Origin of the sequence: Methylomonas aurea (assembly GCF_024505045.1) — a bacterium.
Taxonomy (GTDB): Bacteria; Pseudomonadota; Gammaproteobacteria; order Methylococcales; family Methylomonadaceae; genus Methylomonas; species Methylomonas aurea.
In genome coordinates this window covers 293,116-312,870 of the sequence record NZ_JANIBM010000002.1, presented here as the reverse complement: position 1 = coordinate 312,870, position 19,755 = coordinate 293,116, and the positions used below count along the sequence as shown (strand labels likewise).

Below are 19,755 nucleotides of genomic sequence, written 5' to 3'. Positions count from 1 at the left end.
ATACCTGATGCTGATTACCCATCTTAGATTAAAAAACTGGCGTAATTTTCAAACGCTCGATGTTCCATTGCGCGATACAGCCTATTTGCTGGGACCGAATGCATCCGGCAAATCCAATTTACTTGATACATTCCGGTTTTTAAGAGACATCAGTAAATCTAAAGGCGGTGGATTGCAGACCGCCGTCGCCGACCGCGGTGGTATCAGTAAATTACGTTGCCTACATGCTCGTCGAGACCCGGAAGTTAAAATCGATGTGGAGCTGGCGGACAGTGCCGATATGTCGGCAAATTGGCGTTACATTCTGGCATTTAAACCGGAAGGCAAAGGGGCTCAAAGGCTATTAATTTCTCAGGAGCAGGTTTGGAAAGGCAATGAATTAATTTTGAGCCGTCCAAACTCCGATGATAGAAAAGACAGCATGCTGTTGACTCAAACCCATTTAGAACAAATTCAGGCAAACGGCAGTTTCCGAGAATTGGTTGATTTCTTTGGGGCAACGACTTACCTGCATCTGGTGCCCCAACTTCTCAAATATGCTGACAAGATCGGCGGGCAACGTCTGGAAGACGATCCGTTCGGTCAAGGCTTTTTGGAACGTCTCGCCAGAACCAACGAAAAGACGCGTAACTCCCGCCTCGCCAAAATTAATGTTGCGCTTACTCAAGCCGTACCACAATTTAAAGAACTTCGGTTTGAAAAGGATGACCTTGGGCATCCACATCTTCATGCGCTATATGCGCACCATAGGCCGAACGCCGGCTGGCAATCCGAAGAACATTTTTCGGACGGGACATTGCGGTTACTAGGTCTGTTATGGGCTTTGTTGGACGGCAATTCCTTACTATTGCTAGAGGAGCCGGAAATCTCGTTGAACGATGCGATAGTAAAAGAAATACCGTTAATTCTGCACCGCCTCCAGCGAAATAAAAAAGTAAAACGGCAAATTATTTTAAGTACACATAGCGAAGCATTATTGAGTAATCCGGGTATCGATGGGCGGGGAGTTTTGTTACTGGAGAGCAGTGCGGAAGGCACAAAGGCCAGAACGCTGCAAGACACAGAAATGAATGCTCTTGATTCGGGATTTTCAGTTGCCGAAGTCGTGTTACCCAAAACTCGGCCAGCGTCAGTTAATCAACTTGGCTTATGGTAATACTCCGCCCCATAGCACTTGCAACCGAAGATGCTTTGAGTGAAGCCGTGGGCCAACGGCTTATCAATGAACTGTCGTTGCCCGTTCAAATTGAACCATTACTCCGCAAAAATGGTTTCGGCTATTTACAGTCGAAAATGTCGAATTGGTGTCAGTTAGCCCAACAACAACCAGTCGTAATTATTACGGACCTTGATAAACTGGCATGTCCAAAAACATTACTCGATGCATGGTACGGCAAACTAGCCAGACCCGAAAATTTGATCATACGAATCGCGGTCCGAGAAGTCGAGTCGTGGCTACTCGCTGACCATAAAGCCATGCGTAACCTGCTCGGCGAAAAAGGCAAGCTACCTGCGGAACCCGACACTTTGTTCGACCCCAAACAGCAATTGTTAAAGCTGGCCTTATCCGCCAAGCGCGATATCCGCGCAGATTTAGTCAAAAAAACCGGATCAGTGGCGAGCCAAGGTATCGGTTACAACGCCCGTCTGACGGAAATGGTAGCTAATGATTGGAGCCCTGAACGAGCAGCGCAACTTTCACCCAGTTTGAGGAAAGCCAGGTGCCGCCTAAATCAACTTGGTATTCGTTTGCGGCAGAATAATTAACGCTGGAAAATCCGCGGCGATGTTTATATCACCTTTGAAAACTGCTGCTGTTTTTGCGCCAGGTATTTATCGAATACCATGCAGATGTTGCGGATCAGCAGGCGGCCGGCGCTGGATACTTGAATGCCGGCGGCTGTTAAATCCAACAAACCGTCCGTTTTCATCGGCTGCAGGTTTGCCAATTCCGCGGCGAAATAGTCGTTAAAGACGATACCGAATTCCCGTTCGATGTGTTCGAAGCTCAGTTCGAAATGGCAAATCAGTTGGGTAATCACGGCCCGGCGCAGTTTGTCGTCGTCGTCCAGATCCACGCCGCGAAACACCGGCAATTTACCTTGCGCGATGGCTGCGTCGTATTCGTCCAGTTCCTTGTAATTTTGCATGTAGGCGTCGCCGACCCGGCCGATCGAGGTCACGCCCAAGCCGACCAAATCGCAGTCGGAATGGGTGGAGTAACCCTGGAAGTTGCGGTACAGCTTGCCCTCGCGTTGGGCCACGGCCAATTCGTCGTCCGGCTTGGCGAAATGGTCCATGCCGATGTAGACATAACCGGCATCGGTCAGCTTTTGGCCGACCATTTGCAAAATCTCCAGTTTCGCCGCCGGCGACGGCAAGGCCGCTTCGTCGATTTGGCGCTGCGTTTTGAAACGGCTGGGCATGTGGGCGTAATTGAAAATCGAAAACCGGGCCGGGGCATAGGCCAACACCTGATCCAGGGTATCGGCAAAGCTGTGCACGGTTTGTAACGGCAAGCCGTAAATCAAATCGATATTGGTGGAGCGGAAGCCTTCCTTGCGCGCCGCTTCAAGCACCGCGAAGGTTTGTTCCTTGCTCTGCAGCCGGTTGACGGCTTTTTGCACGTCCGGATCGAAGTCCTGCAAACCGAGGCTGATGCGATTGAACCCCAAGGCTCTTAGCTCGGCAATGGTGCGGTCGTCGGTTTCGCGCGGGTCGACTTCGATCGAATACTCGCCGCTGTCGTCGCTGTGCAGATTGAAATTGGCCCGAGTCGTGTCCATCAGCCGCCGCATTTGCTCGGCGTTCAAAAAGGTCGGCGTACCGCCGCCCCAATGCAATTGGTTGACCGGCCGGCTCCGGTCGAACAGAGCCCCCTGCATCTCGATCTCCCGGCACAGATTGTCCAGATACGGCACGGCATGGGCGCGGTTCTTGGTGACGATCTTGTTGCAGGCGCAATAGAAACAGACGGTGTCGCAGAACGGAATATGGAAGTACAGCGACAGCGGCCCGCCGGCGGCATTGGATTTTTCGATGTGCCGACGGTACTCGGCCTCGCCGAAGCCTTCGTGCAACTCCAACGCGGTCGGATACGAGGTATAGCGCGGGCCTGACTTGTCGTAGCGTTTGATCAAGTCCAGATCGAATTTTATCGATTGATCCATCATTTCAGTTCCTGATCGATGGTCACGCTTACGGCCGCCGTCTGCGATCCGTCCAGATTGACTTCGGCACTGCCGAGCAGATCGCCCGGTTGCGGCATCGCGTTACCGGATTTGGATATGCGGGCGACGATACGCAGCTGTTTGAAATCGGCCAGATGGGTTTGCGGCTGCATGGCCATGCTGTCGTTGAGTACGGCTTGCAGCGGTAGGTCTTTTACCTGTTGCTTGACGATGGCTAACGGCATTTTCGGACCGGTCAACGCTTGGGCATAAACGAATAGCGTGTCGTCCGGTTTTGCCTTGGTTTTCAGCTCGTCAGCGAGGGCGGCATCGACTTTGATTTCGACCGGAGCCGCGGCAGACGTACTGGAAGTGCCTTGCTGGCTTTCGGCTTCCGCCATCGCAATCATTTTCTGCAATTGCTGCCGGGTTTCGTCTTGCTCCGGCAACATGGCCGACAGTTTTTGCCAATAGGCGATGGCTTGGGCAAAGTCGCCTTCCTCGGCCTTGGCCATACCGCCCAGCCATAGCGCGGTGTGGTCTTCCGGCACCAGTTTCAATGCCTGATAGACCAGTGCGGCCGGTTCGCCGCGCATCTGGCCGTTACGCGCCATCGACAACGCGTCGGCATAGTGCAGCATTACTGCCGGATCGTTCGGTTTACGCCGGTTCAATTCGGCAAACGCTTGCGCGGCGCTATCGTATTGTTGCATGTACAAATAGGCCCGACCCAACATCATCCAGCCCTCAAGATCGTCCGGTTGTTGTTGCAGGCGCTGCGCCAACGCGGCGACCAGATTCTGCACATTATCGGCTGCTTTAGCCTGATTTTGCGCCAGTTCAGCCTTGGCAAGGGCTTGCGGCTCGCCCAGCGTCAGGTAGAGAAACAAGCTCAATACAGGCACCGCCAGGCCAAGCAGCGGAATCACCCAGCGCCCGGTTCCGGGCCTGAGCGCAGCCTGAGCCGGTGCGTCTTGCTGGATTTCATCCAATAAAGCCAGTTGCAATTCCTGGTACTGAGCATCGAACTGGCTTTGGGTCAGTACGCCGTCTTGCAGTTGCTGTTTCAGTTCGGCCAATTGTTGCCGGGCGATGGCTTTATTGCGGGTTTCGCCGTCGGCGTCATGCAAGGGCGCAGTTTTAAATAAGGGCGGCAACAAAATGGCCAAAGCCACGGCCACTAATCCGGCTATCGCCAGCCAAAACTCGATAGTCACGCGTCGTCACCCTGTTCCAGAATTTTTTTCAATTTCTCCCGCTCCGCGGCCGACAATTCCTTATCCGCACTGGCGCCTTTGGCGCGCAAGGTCCAAACCACGGCCAGACCGACGAACAGGAACAGCACCGGCCCCAGCCAGAGCAAAAATGTTTTCAGTTTGAACGCCGGTTTATACATGACGAAATCGCCGTAACGCTCGGTCATGAAATTGACCACGTCCTGGCGCGATTTGCCTTGTTGCAGCATTTCGTAGACTTGACGGCGCAGATCCTTGGCCAGGTCGGCGTTGGAGTCGGCGATGGTCTGGTTTTGGCAGACCAGGCAGCGCAGCTCGTTGATCAGGCTCTGGTAGGCCTGCTCCTGTTCCGGTTGCTTAAAGTCGCGGTATTCGATTTCGGCCCTGGCCTGGACCAGGTGCAACGACAACAACATCAGGATAAACCAATATTTCATGCGCTTTCCGCCTCCAACTGTTGAATCAGCGGTAAAAACAGTTTTTCCAGATCGCCGGGTTGAATCGGTCCGGTATGTTTGTAACGCACCACACCGCGCTTATCGATAACAAAAGTCTCCGGCACGCCGTAAACGCCGTAATCGATGCCGGTACGACCTTCGCTATCCATGACGCTGACGGTGTACGGGTTGCCCTGCTTTGCCAGCCAGCCCTGGGCAGCGTCGGCCTGGTCTTTATAATTCAGACCGACCAGCGTGACCTTGTTCAGTCTGGCCAACTGGTTCAACAGCGGATGTTCTTCCCGGCACGACACGCACCAGGAGGCCCAGACGTTGAGCAGCCAGACTTTGCCTTTCATGTCGGTTTGGCTCAGACTCCTGTCCGGCGTTGCCAGAATCGGCAACGTGAAAGCCGGCGCCGGTTTGTCGATCAACGGCGACGGGATTTCGCGCGGGTTCAATTTCAAACCGATCGCCAGAAATACCGACAAGGCGATAAACAGTAGTAACGGCAATAAATATTTCATCGATTTTCAGCGGTTTGTTTACTCGGCAACCGATAGCGGCGATCGCAGGCAGCCAGCAACCCGCCCAATGCCATCAACACGCCGCCCAGCCAGATCCAGCGGATGAAGGCTTTATAATAGACTCGCAAACTCCAGGCGCCCTGCTCGCCCAACGGTTCGCCGAGGGCCACGAACAAATCCCGAAACAGGCCGGCGTCGATCGCCGCTTCGGTCATCGGCATGGTTTGCACCCGGTACACGCGTTTTTGCGGCGCCAACTCGGCGACGGTTTCTCCGTTATGGCTGACGCTCAAATGGCCTTGTTCGGCGCGGTAGTTCGGGCCGTCGCTCGCGGTGACGCCGTGAAACTGGAACACGTAACCGAATAGATCCAGCGTTTCCTCCGGCGCCAGACGCACGTCGCGTTCGATGCTGTAGACCGACGTGAAGCTGATGCCGATTACGAACACCGCAATCCCGATATGCGCCAAGGTCATGCCGTAAAAACCGGCCGGAATTTGCTTCAAGCGTTGCCAGGACCAGCTTTGCAGGCGTTGTTTAAAGGCAAAAGCACTGACCGCCAGAGTCCACAAGGCCAAGGCCACACCCAACGCGGCGCCCCACGAATAAAACGGCATCGCCAACGGTGCCAGCAACGCGATGCCGATGCAGCCGGCAATCAAACCGCGCAGGCGCGCGCCCAACGTTTTGATATCGTCGCTCTTCCAGCGTAGCAACACGCCGATCCCGACCACCAACGCCAGCGGCGCCATCAACGGGATGAACACCGCATTGAAATACGGCGGACCGACCGACAATTTACCCAGACCCAAGGCATCGACCACCAGCGGATACAGCGTGCCGAGCAGAATGCTGGCGGCGGTTACGACCAGCAAAACGTTATTGACCAGCAATACCGACTCTTTCGAAACCAGTTCGAAGCGGGCGTAGCTTTTCACTTGCGGCGCGCGGATCGCGTACAACAGCAACGAACCGCCGACCACCACGCCCAGAAAAATCAGGATGAACAAACCGCGGGCAGGATCGCTGGCGAAGGCATGCACCGAGGTCAACACGCCGGAGCGTACCAAAAAGGTACCGAGCAGACTCAACGAGAAGGCGAAAATCGCCAGCAGCACGGTCCAGGTCTTAAATGCTCCGCGTTTTTCAGTGGCGGCCAAGGAATGGATCAATGCAGTACCGACCAACCAGGGCATGAACGAGGCGTTCTCGACCGGATCCCAAAACCACCAGCCGCCCCAGCCCAGTTCGTAGTAAGCCCACCAACTGCCTAGCGTGATACCCAGCGTCAAAAACATCCATGCCACATTGGTCCAGGGCCGCGACCAGCGCGCCCAGGCCGAATCCAGGCGTCCCTCCAGCAGCGCGGCAATGGAAAAAGCGAAGGCTACCGAAAAGCCGACATAGCCCATGTAGAGCATCGGCGGATGAATCGCCAAGCCGGGATCCTGCAACAACGGATTCAGGTCGCGACCTTCGGCCGGTGCCGGAAACAGGCGTTCGAACGGATTGGAAGTCAACAGCAAAAACAAAATGAAGCCGACGCTGACCAAGCCCATCACGCCCAGCACCCGGGCCCGGGTCGGATCGGGAATCCGGGCGCTGAAGGCGGCGACCAAGCCGGTCCAGATCGACAAGGCCAATGCCCACAGCAGCAAGGAGCCTTCGTGTGCGCCCCATACGCCGGAGATCAGGTACAAAAACGGCAGTTCGGTATTGGAGTTTTGGGCGACATAGGCCACCGAAAAGTCGTGGCTGATGAAGGCATAGGTCAGACAGCCGTAGGCCAGCGCCATGAACGCCAACTGGCCGAATGCGGCCGGCCGGGCGACGTGGACCCAGCCGCTAACCGCCTTGCCGGCCCCGACGATGGGCAGCGTGCCTTGAACCAACGCCATGCATAGCGCCAGGATCAGCGCGAAATGGCCGATTTCCGGGATCATGGCTGCTCCGCCGGTTTTTTCAGACTACCGGCCACTTCCGGCGGCATGTAATTCTCGTCGTGTTTGGCCAGGACTTCCTCGGCGACGAATACGCCGCGGCCATCCAGCCGGCCTTTGGCGACGATGCCCTGCCCCTCGCGGAACAAGTCCGGCAAGATGCCGGAATATTCCACCGCGACCTCCTGGCTGAAATCGCTCAGTTTGAAACGCACCAGCAAGTCGGCGTTGGGCCGCTGCACGCTACCTTTGACGACCATGCCGCCCAGCCGGAATACCGTATTGTTTGGCGCCTTACCGGCGACGACGTCGCTGGTCGAGAAGAAATACATCAGATTTTCGTTGAATGCCTTCAACGCAAAAAAAGCCGCCAAGCTCAGGCCGGCCAACATTAACAGGATTAACAGCAGGCGCTGTTTGCGGATCGGTTTCATTTGGACTGCGCGCGTTTTTGTTTGATGGCCAGTTGCCGGAATAGTTGTTTGCGTTGCCAGACCGGCCACACCAAATTCGCTGCCAACACCAGCGCCGTGACGCCGTATGCCGGCCAGACATAAGCGGCGTAACCGCCCATGTACCAAAAGCTTTCCCAACTCATGCCTGTTTCTCCAACATGTTTTTCACCCATTGCGACGACGTTTCCCGTTTCAGCAATTCCAGCTTGGCCGCCTGCAATACGGCAATCAGGTAGTAAAACTTGAACGCGATCGCCATCAGCAACAGCGGCACCAGCATCGTAATGTGAATCGACGGTTTATCCAGTTTGCTGACCGTCGCCGGCTGGTGCAGCGTATTCCACCATTCCACCGAATAGTGGATGATCGGAATATTGACCACGCCGACCAAAGCCAGGATAGACACCGCTCGGGCGGCGCTGCGTTTGTCCTCGATCGCGCCGTACAAACTGATCACGCCCAGATACAGGAATAGCAGAATCAGCTCCGAGGTCAGACGGGCATCCCAAACCCACCAGGTGCCCCACATCGGCTTGCCCCACAGCGATCCGGTGACCAGCGCGACGAAGGTAAAGCCGGCGCCGATCGGGGCGCTGCTGATCAGCATTACCTCGGCCAGTTTCATCCGCCAAACCAGGGCAATGCCGCCCATTATTGCCATCATCACGTAGACGAACAATGACATCCAGGCCGCCGGCACATGGATATAAATGATCCGGTAGCTGTCGCCCTGTTGGTAGTCGGTGGGCGCCAGATACAAGCCGCCGTAAAGGCCGGCGCCGAGCAACAGCAGAAAAATGGCCGTCAGCCAAGGGATGAAACGGTCGGCCAGCGCATAAAAATGCGGCGGCGAGGAAGTACGGTGAAAAAACCGGCTGACCGGCGCGGGTATCCAGGACATCAATTAACACTCATTTTTAACGCAATGGAGGTCGGCAACGGCGCCAGGGCCAGCGCCGCCAGCAACATCGCCAACAAAATATTCAATTGGGCGCCGACCGGCAATCCGCCGGCGGCACGATCGACCGCGCCGCTGGCGAAAATCAGCACCGGCACGTATAACGGCAACACCAGCAAAGACAACAACATACCGCCGCGGCGCAGACCGACCGTCAAGGCCACGCCGATAGCACCGATCAGGCTCAATAACGGAGTAGCTAAGATCAATGTCAGCCATAAAGTTCCCATCGCCTGCTCGGGAAGCCCCAAGAACAAGGCCAGCAGCGGCGCGACCAGCAACAGCGGCAGCCCGCTGACCAGCCAATGGGCGACGATTTTGCCCAACACCAACACCGACAAGGCATGCGGGCTAAGCAGCATTTGCTCCAACGAGCCGTCTTCGAAATCGCTGCGGAACAGGCTATCCAGCGACAGCAAGGTCGCGAGTAACGCCGACACCCAGATTACGCCCGGCGCCATGGCTTGCAACAGATTGGGTTGGGCACCGATTGCCAGCGGAAACAAGGTGACCACCAGCACAAAGAAAAACAACGGATTGGCCATTTCGGCGCGGCGCCGGAACGCCAGCAGCAAATCGCGGCGAATGATGGCCAGAAAGGCGCGTATCAGTGGCATGCTTGCAGATGGATACGTTTCAGATTCAGGTCCGCCATGCGCAGATCGTGGTGCGAGGTCAGTACCGCCATGCCGCCGTGGCTGATGTGGTCGGTGATCAGCGACTCGATCAAGGCGATACCCTGTTTATCCAGCGAAGTGAAAGGTTCGTCGAGTATCCATAACACGTTTTGGGTGATCAACAAGCGAGCCAAAGACAGGCGCCGTTTTTGCCCGGCGGACAGCGTGTGCACCGGATTGTCGTCGAAACCGGCCAGTTTGACCTTGTCCAAGGCCTGGTCGATTTGATACTTGCCCGGTACGCCCAGGGCCAGGGCGAATTTTAGATTTTCCAATACCGTCAATTCCTTTTTGGTGCCGTCGGCATGACCGACGTAGGCCATATCCCGGTAATAATTGCTAGCCTCGGCCGGCTGGCCACACCAGATGATCCGGCCGGAATCGGCTTCGCGCAATCCGCACAGGATGCGCAGCAGCGTGGTCTTGCCGCTGCCGTTGGCACCTTCCAGTAACAACGATTGCCCGGCCTCTACCTCGAAGTTCAATGCCGAAAACAACAAGCGTTCGTCGCGAAAGCAGGATAAATCCCTGACTTCCAGCGTCGCATGTTGCACGTTTTCCATTCTACTGTCCCTAGGTTCGGTGGTTCGAGTCATAAGAGGGGCGCTATCTTAACACTAACAACGGCCGGCTTCCCAACTTGGCGACCGAGAAAATCCCGCTAATTATGCGATAATCGCCCGGATACGATTTATGGCAAACACCGGAGATTTTGCATGACCGCATTGATAGGCATCATCATGGGTTCCACGTCCGACTGGGAAACCATGCAGCATGCTGCGCAGACCCTGGAACATCTGGATATTCCGCATGAAGTGGAAGTGGTATCGGCGCACCGGACTCCCGACAAACTGTTCCGCTACGCCGAAGCAGCCGAAAGCAAAGGCCTCGAAGTCATCATCGCCGGCGCCGGCGGCGCCGCACATTTGCCGGGCATGACCGCGGCAAAAACGGCATTGCCGGTGCTGGGCGTCCCGGTCCAATCGAAAGCCTTGAACGGCATGGATTCGCTGTTGTCCATCGTGCAGATGCCAGCCGGGATTCCGGTCGGTACCCTGGCAATCGGCAAAGCCGGCGCCATCAATGCCGCGTTGCTGGCCGCTGCCATTATCAGCAACAAGCACCCGCAATACCGGGCCGCGTTGGATGCCTACCGCCAACAACAAACCGACAGCGTTATCGCTACTCCCGACCCGCGGCAGGTGGCCGGATGAAGGTCGGTATTCTGGGTGGCGGCCAACTCGCCAGAATGATCGCACTGGCGGGATATCCGCTAGGCCTGAAGTTCATCGTCCTCGACCCGGATACCAACGCCGGCGCCGGCGGCTTAAGCGAGCATTTGCTTGGCGCTTACGACGACCCTGCCCTGTTGGCCGAATTGGCCGAAAAAGCCGATGTGGTGACCTACGAATTCGAGAACGTGCCGGCCCACGTTGCCGAATTTTTATCCAGCCACACGCTAGTCTATCCACCGGCCGGCGCCTTGGCGGTGGCGCAAGACCGTTTGCTGGAAAAAAACTTCTTCCGCGAATTGGGTATCGGTACCGCGCCGTTTGCCGCGATCGATAGCCTAACCGATTTGCAAGCGGCGATGGCGGATATCGGCTACCCCGCTATTTTGAAAAGCCGGCGCATGGGCTACGACGGCAAAGGCCAGGCCGTGTTGCGGTCGGAAGCCGATCTGGCCGCTGCCTGGGACAGCATGCAAGGCGCGGCTGCTATCGTCGAAGGCTTCGTCAATTTCAGCCGCGAAATATCGATTATCGCCGCCCGCAGCCCCTCCGGCGAAATCGCCTATTATCCTATTTCTGAAAACCAGCACCGCGGCGGGATTCTGCGCATCGCCGAATGCCGCGACAAGGATCCGTCACAAACCCTCGCTGAAGACTACGTCAGGCGCCTGCTGGAGAAACTCGATTATGTCGGCGTCGTCGCGTTGGAGTTGTTCGATACCGGCGGCGCATTGCTGGCTAACGAATTCGCACCCAGGGTGCACAATTCCGGCCATTGGACCATCGAAGGCAGCGAAACCAGCCAGTTCGAAAACCACTTGCGCGCGATTTTAAACCTGCCGCTGGGCTCGACTGCACCGCGCGGTTACGCCGCCATGGTGAATTTCATCGGCGGCCTTGCCGACAACGCCGAATTGCTGGGCATTGCCAACGCTCATCTGCATTTGTACGACAAGGCGCCGCGCAAGGGCCGCAAAGTGGCGCACGCAACCATACGCACCGACTCGGAAGCAGCTTATCTTGCCGGCTTGCAACAGTTAGCCCATCTGGCCGCTGCCGCCGACGATTCCTAATTTTGGCGCCCGCGACACCGCTCGGCCGTTAGCCGAAACGGGTACCTTTGGCAACCGAATTGGCGGCGATGGCGCCATTTGAGTCGAAATTTCGGAACGAGAGCCGCCCGAAGATCACAGATATAGCGGCGCCATGCGCCGCCAATAGTGCCCTTGGTGTGCCCGTCCTTCCCACTCGTATAACGCATGCGGCACGCCTTTGTCGGCCAAAACACGGCTCAATGCGTGATTGTTCGCCAGAAACGGGTCCTGTTTGCCGATTACCAACGTAATATCCATGCGCCGGATGGCCGACAATTGCGCCTCGCAGACCAGATTCGGCAAAAAATGGCTCGGCGTATGGAAATAGATGTTTTCGTCGTAATAGCCGTCAAACAGATTTTTGAAACATTCGACTTCCAGGGTCAAATCGAAGCGGCCGGAAAACGCCACCAATTTTCTGAACAAATGCGGATGGCGAAAGGCGATGTTGGCGGCATGAAAAGCTCCCAAACTGCAACCGTGGGCGATCACGCAAGGATGCGGGTTTTTCAGCGCCATAAAAGGCATGATTTCATTCAGCACATAATCTTCGAAATACATGTGCCGTTGAATCCGGTCCTCCGGTTTCCGCCAAAAACAGTAAAAGGTTTCGTGGTCGATACTGTCGATACAGTAAAGTTGCAGGTAACCAGCTTCTATCTTATTGCGCAGCCGCTCGACGATACCGAGATTTTCGTATTCGAAGAAACGGCCGTCGCGAGTCGGGAAAATCAGCACTTTGGCACCGGCGTGGCCGAATACCAGAAACTCCATGTCTCTGCCCAATCGCGGGCTGTACCAGTGGTGGTATTCGCGGTTCATAACCTATTCGGGCAATACTCCGAAAAACTGCTGCAATTCGGCAACCAGTTGCCGATCCTGTTCGTGTTGACGCGGGTATTCGAAATGCCCGGCTTCAAGTACGAACAATTGCTTCTCGCCGGACCAGGCGTTGTAAATTGCAAATTGTCCGGGGGGGGCGACGACCGGATCGAATAATGCGACTGCCGCGTGTAACGGCTGCACGGCATGGCGCGCCGCAATCGCGGCATCGTAATAGGCTAATGTGTCAAAAATGCGAGGGTGATATTGGCTATGCGCCTTCAGCGCGGCGGCGCTGCCGCTGCTGGGCAGGCTCAGGCGCAAAGGCTGGTTGCCGAACGTGGGTACGTTCAAATGCAGCCGTTTGATTCTTTGATCCCACGGCGCGGCCAACGCGCCGAGCCCGCCGCCGAAGCTGATTCCCATATAGCCGATACTTTCCGCGCATTGCGGGTAAATAGCGGCCAAAACTGTCACGGCCAGCCAGATATCCTCGACGCAACCGCCGATCACGTACTGGTGCGGATCGTCTATCGCATGCAATACGTGCTGGTTCGGCTGTTCCGGCAAACGGCCGTTGCGGCTGCGCGAGATACCGCGCATGCACGGAAACAACAAAGCGGCTCCGCCAATTTGCAGATGGTAATCCGGTTGGTCTCTGCCGCCATAACCGTGGCCGACGACGATGGCCTGCGTTACGGCTTGATTCTCAGGCTCCAACAGCCAACCGCCAATCGCGAAATCCCCGGTGGAGCGGTAACTCAGATCGTAGACCCGGTAACCGGCCCGCGAGCACTGGTAGGCCAGCGAATAATCCGCTGAGCTTTTAACGGCTTGTTGGTATTTGTCGCGCCAGAACCGGCAAAAATCCGGAATTTCTTCCGGTGCCGGAATTGCCAACAAATCGCTGAGGCTACAGCCGTATCCAGGATCGTAGTTGTAGTTATGGTGGAATAAACTCACTGACGATATCTGTAAACGGATTGGCGACCCAAGACCGGGATCAGTTCAGGCGATGCAGTGCCGGTGGTATTGCCTTGCGTTGTGCATAAGCCCTGGTGTGGGAGGAACGAAGCCAAGCGCCCCGTTCCGGATAAAGGATTAATCGACGATTTTGTATTTTTCCCTGGAAGCATCGACCATGTCCCGCAATTCCTTTCCGGGTTTGAAATGGGGTACGTGCTTCTCCGTCAACGAGACCGAGTCTCCGGTTTTCGGATTCCGGCCCAAGCGGGCGGAGCGGTGGTGCAATGAAAAACTGCCAAAACCTCTAATTTCGATTCGTTCGCCACTGGCCAATGTATCGCTCAAGTGATCGACAACACATCTGACCGCCAATTCCACATCTTTAAGCGCGAGATGCGGCTGTTTTCTCGCCAGCATCTCTATCAATTCTGATTTCGTCACATCCAGCCCTGAATAATCAAAAAAGGGTGGCATGGGTTAAGCCCATGCCACCCTTGTAGATGGTTTTATTACTTATCCATTTGTTTGAAGATATCGCCCAATGTTGCAGTGCCTGCATTTTGTTGCGAGTAATCTTTAATCGCGTTGGACTCTTCTTCAGCATCCTTCGCTTTGATGGACAAAGAAATAGACTTGGTTTTCTTATCGACACCGACGAATTTAGCTTCGATCTCGTCGCCTGCTTTCAGCAATTTGCTGGCATCTTCGACGCGGTCGCGCTGGATTTCGGAAGCACGCAAGTAGCCTTCGACATTGTCCGCCAAGGTGACGACAGCGCCTTTGGCATCGACTTCCTTGACCGTGCCTTTGACCAAGCTACCTTTTTCATGCAGCGCGATGTAGTTTTGGAAAGGGTCTTGTTCCAGCTGTTTGATGCCGAGAGAGATACGCTCGCGCTCGGAATCCACTGCCAAGATAACGGTTTCGACTTCGTCGCCTTTCTTGTAGTTGCGAATCGCTTCTTCGTCGTTCTCGTTCCAGGAAATGTCGGACATATGCACCAAACCGTCGATGCCGCCTTCCAGGCCGATGAAAATACCGAAATCGGTGATCGATTTGATTTTGCCGGTGATTTTGTCGCCTTTGTTATGAGTCGCTGCAAATTCGTCCCAGGGGTTGGATTTGCATTGTTTCATGCCCAGCGAAATACGACGGCGTTCTTCGTCGATCTCCAGAACCATGACTTCGACTTCGTCGCCCAACTGAACTACTTTGGAAGGGTTGACGTTTTTGTTGGTCCAATCCATTTCGGAAACGTGCACCAAACCTTCGACGCCTTCTTCGATTTCCACGAAGCAACCGTAGTCGGTCAGGTTGTTGACTTTACCGAACACGCGGGTGCCGGCTGGGTAGCGGCGAGCAATGTTTTGCCATGGATCTTCATCCATTTGTTTCATGCCCAACGAGACGCGGGTTTTGTCTTTGTCGAATTTCAGGACTTTAACTTTGACTTCCTGACCGATCTCTACGCACTCGGACGGGTGACGCACGCGGCGCCATGCCATATCGGTGATGTGCAACAGGCCGTCAACGCCGCCCAGGTCGATAAACGCACCGTAATCGGTGAGGTTTTTAACGATACCGGTAACGATCGCGCCATCTTGCAAGGTTTTGACCAACTCTTCGCGCTCTGCACTGTATTCGCTTTCGACGACAGCGCGGCGTGACAAGACGACGTTGTTACGTTTTTGGTCGATTTTGATGACTTTGAATTCCAGGTCGCGGTTTTCCAGGAATGCGGTATCACGAATCGGACGCACGTCAACGAGTGAACCCGGCAGGAACGCGCGCAATGCGCCAACCGCCACAGTGAAGCCGCCGCGAACTTTGCCGTTGATACGGCCGATAACAGTTTCTTGAGTTTCGAAGGCTTTTTCCAGTTCAGCCCACGCCTTGCTTTTCTTGGCTTTGTCACGGGAAAGAAGCGTGGCGCCCAGGCCGTCTTCAAACAGATCGAGAGCAACTTCGATCTCGTCACCGATATTGACTTCCAAGTCGCCGTCGGCATTCAGGAATTGCCATTTCGGAATGACACCTTCTGATTTCGCCTGTGTACTGACGATGACAAATTCGTTTTCGATGTCGACAACGGTACCAATCAACATCGCGCCAGGACGCATTTCGGTCTTGGCATAACTCTCTTCAAACAACTCTGCAAAGCTTTCGCCCATCTTTACTTTCCCAAACTTGCCCAAACACCAGCAAGTTTTAACAATTATCAAAAAATTAATAAAAGCTACCGGCTAGCGCCGATAACTGCCAAAAGTCTCATTCGACTAGATTTACTACCTGATCAATCACCTGTTGAATAGACAAGCTCGACGAATCGATAAAATGCGCACCTTCCGGCACGGTGAGCGGCGCTGAAGCCCGCTGAGTATCGCGACGATCGCGCTCCTCTATCTCCCGAGTGATTTGCGGAAGGTTAGCATCAATTCCCTTTTCAATCAACTGTTTATATCTGCGCAACGCCCTTTCTTCGGCACTGGCGGTTAAGTAAACCTTGAACTGGGCGTCCGGAAACACCACGCTACCCATGTCGCGCCCGTCCGCGACCAGCCCCGGAAGTTGTTGAAAATCCTTTTGTTTTTGCAGCAAGACTGCTCTAACTTCCGGATAAGCCGCGACAATCGAGGCGGCATTGCCGGTGGTTTCGGTCGCCAAACGGCCGGAAATGTCGCCGCCGTTGAGCCGAACAACCAATTCGTCGCCGCACTCGAATTCTAACGACATCGCTTCAGCGACAGCGCAAATCTTGGTAACGTCGTTCAAGTCCAGACCAGCGTCCAAAACCGCAACCGCCAGCGAACGGTATATCGATCCGCTATCCAGATAATGCCAACCCAAAATTTTGGAAACCGCTCGGCTGACAGTGCCTTTACCGGCCCCGCTAGGACCGTCTATCGTTAAAACCGGAATCGACATAAGTTACAGAGTGGCTAATTTCAAACCCAATTGCGTCGCCAGAGCCGGAAACTCTTTAAACGAGGTATTGACGTTGGCGCAATCGTTAATTGTGATCGGGCCGCTGGCGCGCAGGCCGGCAATCGAAAACGACATGGCGATGCGGTGATCGCCGTGAGAATCGACTTCGCCGCTACCCAATTGGCCGCCATTGATGACCATGCCGTCTTTGGTCGGTTGCGCGTCTATGCCCAAAATTTGCAAGCCGTCCGCCATGACTTGGATGCGGTCGGATTCCTTGACGCGCAATTCTTCGGCACCGGTCAACACAGTTTGGCCCTCGGCACAGGATGCGGCGACGAACAACACCGGAAACTCGTCTATCGCCAGCGGCACCAGATGTTCCGGAATGTTGATGCCTTTCAGTTGCGCTGATCGCACACGCAAATCGGCGACCGGCTCGCCGCCGACTTCGCGCTCATTCAAGACTTCAATGTTGGCGCCCATCAAACGCAGAATGTCAATCACCCCAGTGCGGGTCGGATTGATGCCGACGTGCTTCAAAGTCACGTCGGAATTCGGCGCAATGCTGGCGCCGACCAGAAAAAATGCCGCCGAGGAAATGTCGCTCGGTACGTCGATATTGGTCGCGGTCAACTTGCCTTCGCTGCTGATTTTCGCCGTAGCGCCGTCGCGGGTGACCGGATAACCGAAACCCGCCAGCATGCGCTCGGTATGGTCGCGGGTCGGCGCCGGTTCGGTGACGCTGGTTTCGCCTTCGGCGTACATACCAGCCAGTAACAAACAGGATTTTACCTGAGCGCTGGCAATCGGCATGTCATAATGCATGCCTTTCAGCTTGCCAGCCTTACCTTTGATGTGCAGCGGTGCAGTACCGTTGGGTTGGGTTTCAATTTCCGCCCCCATTTCAGCCAGCGGCACGGTGACGCGTTTCATCGGCCGCGACTCCAGCGACTTATCGCCGGTCAACACGGTGTCAAACGCTTGGCCGGCCAGTAAGCCGGACAACAATCGCATCGAGGTACCGGAATTACCCAGATACAGCGGCTTGTCCGGCGCTTTCAGACCGTGTTTGCCGACGCCGTGGATCGTCACTTCGCCGTTGACCGGACCTTCGATCTTAACGCCCATGGCCCGAAACGCTTCCAAAGTGGAAATCGCGTCTTCGGCGTTCAAAAAACCGGTGACGTGGGTGACGCCCTCGGCCAGCGAACCGAGCATGATCGAGCGGTGCGACATGGATTTATCGCCGGGTACGCGGATTTCGCCGTTCAGGCTGCCGCCGGGTTGGACTTGGAAAATGACGTTAATGGATGAAGACATAGTGGTTAAGTTGGATCGTCAAAAGTTTCGAGAAAACGTTGCCGGGCTTGCTTGGCGTAACTGAAGGCGTCGAACAATCCTGACGCGTTGTCGCGCAGCAGCAATTGTTCGATACGGCCAAGTTCGGCTTGAAATTGTTGAATCAGCGGAATGATTTCCTGCTTGTTGGCCAGACAAATATCCTGCCACATGGTCGGGTCGCTGGAAGCGATTCGGCTAAAGTCCTTGAAGCCGCCGGCGGCATATTTGAAGATTTCGCGCTGCTCGTCCTTGCGCCCGAGCATACCGACCAACGCAAAAGCCAGGATGTGGGGCAAATGGCTGGTCGCCGCCAACACGGTATCGTGATGCTCGACCGTCATCACCGATACGCTGGAACCGATACGCCGCCAGAACTCACCAAGTTTATCGACGGCTCCGGCGTCGGTTGAAGACAAAGGTGTCATAATCAAGCGGCGATTCTTGTATAAATCCACTTTCGCCGCTTCGACGCCGCTACGCTCGGCACCGGCAATCGGATGTGCCGGTACGAAATTGCTCGGTACATCGCCGAACACTGCCCGCGCCGCCTCGACCACACTGCCCTTGGTGCTGCCGGCATCGCTATACAGGGTTTGCGGATTCCAGTAGGGTTTCAGTTGCGTAAAGATGGCCTGCATGCTGCCGACCGGCGTGCAAATAATCACACAATCCGTTCCGGCCATGGCCCGCGCGGTGTCGGTATAAACCGCATCGACCACACCCAATTCCAGAGCGCGTTGCATATTGGGTAGATTCTTTTCCCGACCCAATGCCACCACCTGCTGGCACAAACCTTCGGCACGGGCAGCCTTGGCGATCGACCCGCCGATCAGACCGATGCCGATGATGCACAGGCGTTCAAACACTTTGCAGCACCTGGGCTAATGCATCGATGAAAATTTGGTTTTCCCGCTCGGTACCGATACTGACCCGCAAGTGATTAGGCATTTCGTAATTGGCGACCGGGCGAACGATGACGCCTTTTTGCAGCAGGGCTTGGTAAACCGGCAACGCCGGTTGTTTCATATCGACCGACACGAAATTGCCGGACGAAGGGATCCAAGGCAAATCCAGGGCTGTGAACGCTGCCGTCAATTGCGCCATGCCGGCGTTGTTGACTGAAACGGTCTCGGCCAAGTATTCAGCGTCGGTCATCGCCGCTTCCGCCGCCGCCAAGGCCAACATATTGCCGTTGAACGGTTGCCGCACCCGATTCAGCAAATCCGCCACTTCCGGCGACGACACACCGAAGCCGATCCGCAAGCCGGCCAAGCCGTAAGCCTTGGAAAAAGTGCGGGCAATCACCAGATTCGGATATTGGATCGGCCATTGCATCGACTCGGTGCGAACGGCCGGATCGACGAACTCGTAATAGGCTTCGTCCAGCACGCACAACACGGATTTGGGCAACGAGGCGATAAAATCTTCCACGGCTTGCGAAGCCAGCAAAGTACCGGTCGGATTGTTCGGATTGGCGATGAATACCACTCGAGTTTTATCGGTAACCGCTGCGCGCATTGCGTCCAGATCATGGCTGTAATTCTTGGCTGGCACCACCACGGCCTTGGCCCCAACCGCTTGGGTCAGAATCGGATATAAGGCAAAAGCATGTTGGGCAAATACGACTTCGTGTTCTGGTGCGACGAAGGTGCGCATGACCAGTTCCAGAATCTCACTGGAACCGTTACCCAGCGTGATCTGTGCTAAATCCACACCCCAGCGGGCTGAAATCGCGGTTTTCAAGTTGTATCCGCTACCGTCAGGATAACGGGCAATTTCCGGCAAGGTATTTTGGATCGCTTCGGCTACCTTGCGGCCGGTACCGAGCGGGTTTTCGTTAGACGCCAATTTGATGACTTCGCTCAAACCCAGCTCGCGCTGCAATTCTTCAGCCGGTTTACCCGGCACGTAAGGCATCAATTGCTGAACGCCTTCCAAGGCAAGTTGTAAAAATTGATTCATGAAGCAAACGG

At 55.4% G+C, this 19,755-nt stretch carries 22 protein-coding genes; 4 read left to right on the top strand and 18 right to left on the bottom strand.

Going from position 1 to position 19,755, the window contains the following annotated elements; translation table 11 throughout:
- Positions 1 to 7 precede the first annotated feature (7 nt).
- Positions 8 to 1,156, top strand: a complete 1,149-nt coding sequence (locus NP603_RS03210; protein ID WP_256609484.1) for an AAA family ATPase — start codon at positions 8 to 10, stop codon at positions 1,154 to 1,156.
- A 35-nt stretch (positions 1,157 to 1,191) separates the two neighbouring features.
- Positions 1,192 to 1,767, top strand: coding sequence for a DUF4276 family protein (locus NP603_RS03205; RefSeq protein ID WP_256609483.1), 576 nt, complete (start codon positions 1,192 to 1,194; stop codon positions 1,765 to 1,767).
- A gap of 23 nt (positions 1,768 to 1,790) precedes the next feature.
- Here NP603_RS03205 and hemN read toward each other — a convergent pair whose 3' ends face one another.
- The 10 genes from hemN to ccmA are packed head-to-tail and all read right to left on the bottom strand — an operon-like array spanning position 1,791 to position 9,962.
- A complete protein-coding gene (gene hemN, locus NP603_RS03200; protein ID WP_256609482.1) occupies positions 1,791 to 3,170 on the bottom strand; it encodes an oxygen-independent coproporphyrinogen III oxidase in 1,380 nt (459 codons plus the stop codon).
- A complete protein-coding gene (gene ccmI / locus NP603_RS03195) occupies positions 3,170 to 4,387 on the bottom strand; it encodes a c-type cytochrome biogenesis protein CcmI (RefSeq protein WP_256609481.1) in 1,218 nt (405 codons plus the stop codon). The genes hemN and ccmI overlap by 1 nt, the downstream gene beginning before the upstream one ends.
- Positions 4,384 to 4,842 carry a cytochrome c-type biogenesis protein gene (locus NP603_RS03190; protein ID WP_256609480.1) on the bottom strand — a complete coding sequence of 153 codons (459 nt, stop codon included), beginning with the start codon at positions 4,840 to 4,842 and terminating at the stop codon, positions 4,384 to 4,386. The genes ccmI and NP603_RS03190 overlap by 4 nt, the downstream gene beginning before the upstream one ends.
- Positions 4,839 to 5,369, bottom strand: coding sequence for a DsbE family thiol:disulfide interchange protein (locus NP603_RS03185; protein WP_256609479.1), 531 nt, complete (start codon positions 5,367 to 5,369; stop codon positions 4,839 to 4,841). The genes NP603_RS03190 and NP603_RS03185 overlap by 4 nt, the downstream gene beginning before the upstream one ends.
- A complete protein-coding gene (locus NP603_RS03180) occupies positions 5,366 to 7,312 on the bottom strand; it encodes a heme lyase CcmF/NrfE family subunit (RefSeq protein ID WP_256609478.1) in 1,947 nt (648 codons plus the stop codon). Before NP603_RS03180 ends, NP603_RS03185 begins: the two co-directional genes overlap by 4 nt.
- On the bottom strand, positions 7,309 to 7,743 hold the full coding sequence (gene ccmE, locus NP603_RS03175; protein WP_256609477.1) for a cytochrome c maturation protein CcmE: 435 nt from the start codon (positions 7,741 to 7,743) through the stop codon (positions 7,309 to 7,311). Before ccmE ends, NP603_RS03180 begins: the two co-directional genes overlap by 4 nt.
- Complete coding sequence (gene ccmD, locus NP603_RS03170; RefSeq protein WP_256609476.1) at positions 7,740 to 7,907, bottom strand: heme exporter protein CcmD; 168 nt, start codon at positions 7,905 to 7,907, stop codon at positions 7,740 to 7,742. The genes ccmE and ccmD overlap by 4 nt, the downstream gene beginning before the upstream one ends.
- On the bottom strand, positions 7,904 to 8,665 hold the full coding sequence (locus NP603_RS03165) for a heme ABC transporter permease (RefSeq protein WP_256609475.1): 762 nt from the start codon (positions 8,663 to 8,665) through the stop codon (positions 7,904 to 7,906). The genes ccmD and NP603_RS03165 overlap by 4 nt, the downstream gene beginning before the upstream one ends.
- Positions 8,665 to 9,339 carry a heme exporter protein CcmB gene (ccmB, locus tag NP603_RS03160; RefSeq protein ID WP_256609474.1) on the bottom strand — a complete coding sequence of 225 codons (675 nt, stop codon included), beginning with the start codon at positions 9,337 to 9,339 and terminating at the stop codon, positions 8,665 to 8,667. The genes NP603_RS03165 and ccmB overlap by 1 nt, the downstream gene beginning before the upstream one ends.
- Positions 9,330 to 9,962: a cytochrome c biogenesis heme-transporting ATPase CcmA gene (gene ccmA, locus NP603_RS03155; protein ID WP_256609473.1), complete on the bottom strand. Its 633-nt coding sequence runs from the start codon at positions 9,960 to 9,962 to the stop codon at positions 9,330 to 9,332. The genes ccmB and ccmA overlap by 10 nt, the downstream gene beginning before the upstream one ends.
- A gap of 153 nt (positions 9,963 to 10,115) precedes the next feature.
- Here ccmA and purE point away from each other — a divergent pair, with 153 nt between their 5' ends.
- Together purE and NP603_RS03145 are read left to right on the top strand one after the other, a co-directional pair.
- Positions 10,116 to 10,613: a 5-(carboxyamino)imidazole ribonucleotide mutase gene (purE, locus tag NP603_RS03150; RefSeq protein ID WP_256609472.1), complete on the top strand. Its 498-nt coding sequence runs from the start codon at positions 10,116 to 10,118 to the stop codon at positions 10,611 to 10,613.
- Positions 10,610 to 11,704 (top strand): 5-(carboxyamino)imidazole ribonucleotide synthase, encoded by a 1,095-nt coding sequence (locus NP603_RS03145; RefSeq protein WP_256609471.1) that lies wholly within the window; start codon positions 10,610 to 10,612, stop codon positions 11,702 to 11,704. The genes purE and NP603_RS03145 overlap by 4 nt, the downstream gene beginning before the upstream one ends.
- A 114-nt stretch (positions 11,705 to 11,818) precedes the next feature.
- Here the strand turns inward: NP603_RS03145 and NP603_RS03140 are convergent, their stop codons facing one another.
- From NP603_RS03140 to hisC, 8 genes are all read right to left on the bottom strand, one after another.
- Positions 11,819 to 12,547, bottom strand: a complete 729-nt coding sequence (locus NP603_RS03140; protein WP_256609470.1) for an esterase family protein — start codon at positions 12,545 to 12,547, stop codon at positions 11,819 to 11,821.
- Between the two features lie 3 nt (positions 12,548 to 12,550).
- Entirely contained in the window at positions 12,551 to 13,510 is a 960-nt protein-coding gene (locus tag NP603_RS03135; protein ID WP_256609469.1) for an acetylxylan esterase, read from the bottom strand.
- A gap of 138 nt (positions 13,511 to 13,648) precedes the next feature.
- The gene (locus NP603_RS03130) at positions 13,649 to 13,954 is read right to left on the bottom strand and encodes an integration host factor subunit beta (RefSeq protein WP_054759678.1); all 306 of its coding nucleotides are present in this window, start codon (positions 13,952 to 13,954) and stop codon (positions 13,649 to 13,651) included.
- A 68-nt stretch (positions 13,955 to 14,022) separates the two neighbouring features.
- Positions 14,023 to 15,684: a 30S ribosomal protein S1 gene (gene rpsA / locus NP603_RS03125; RefSeq protein WP_256609468.1), complete on the bottom strand. Its 1,662-nt coding sequence runs from the start codon at positions 15,682 to 15,684 to the stop codon at positions 14,023 to 14,025.
- A gap of 97 nt (positions 15,685 to 15,781) precedes the next feature.
- Positions 15,782 to 16,438 (bottom strand): (d)CMP kinase, encoded by a 657-nt coding sequence (gene cmk, locus NP603_RS03120; RefSeq protein ID WP_256609467.1) that lies wholly within the window; start codon positions 16,436 to 16,438, stop codon positions 15,782 to 15,784.
- Between the two features lie 3 nt (positions 16,439 to 16,441).
- Positions 16,442 to 17,761 (bottom strand): 3-phosphoshikimate 1-carboxyvinyltransferase, encoded by a 1,320-nt coding sequence (gene aroA / locus NP603_RS03115; RefSeq protein ID WP_256609466.1) that lies wholly within the window; start codon positions 17,759 to 17,761, stop codon positions 16,442 to 16,444.
- 5 nt (positions 17,762 to 17,766) lie between these two features.
- The gene (locus NP603_RS03110; RefSeq protein WP_256609465.1) at positions 17,767 to 18,648 is read right to left on the bottom strand and encodes a prephenate dehydrogenase; all 882 of its coding nucleotides are present in this window, start codon (positions 18,646 to 18,648) and stop codon (positions 17,767 to 17,769) included.
- Positions 18,641 to 19,744, bottom strand: coding sequence for a histidinol-phosphate transaminase (gene hisC / locus NP603_RS03105; protein ID WP_256609464.1), 1,104 nt, complete (start codon positions 19,742 to 19,744; stop codon positions 18,641 to 18,643). The genes NP603_RS03110 and hisC overlap by 8 nt, the downstream gene beginning before the upstream one ends.
- Positions 19,745 to 19,755 lie beyond the last annotated feature (11 nt).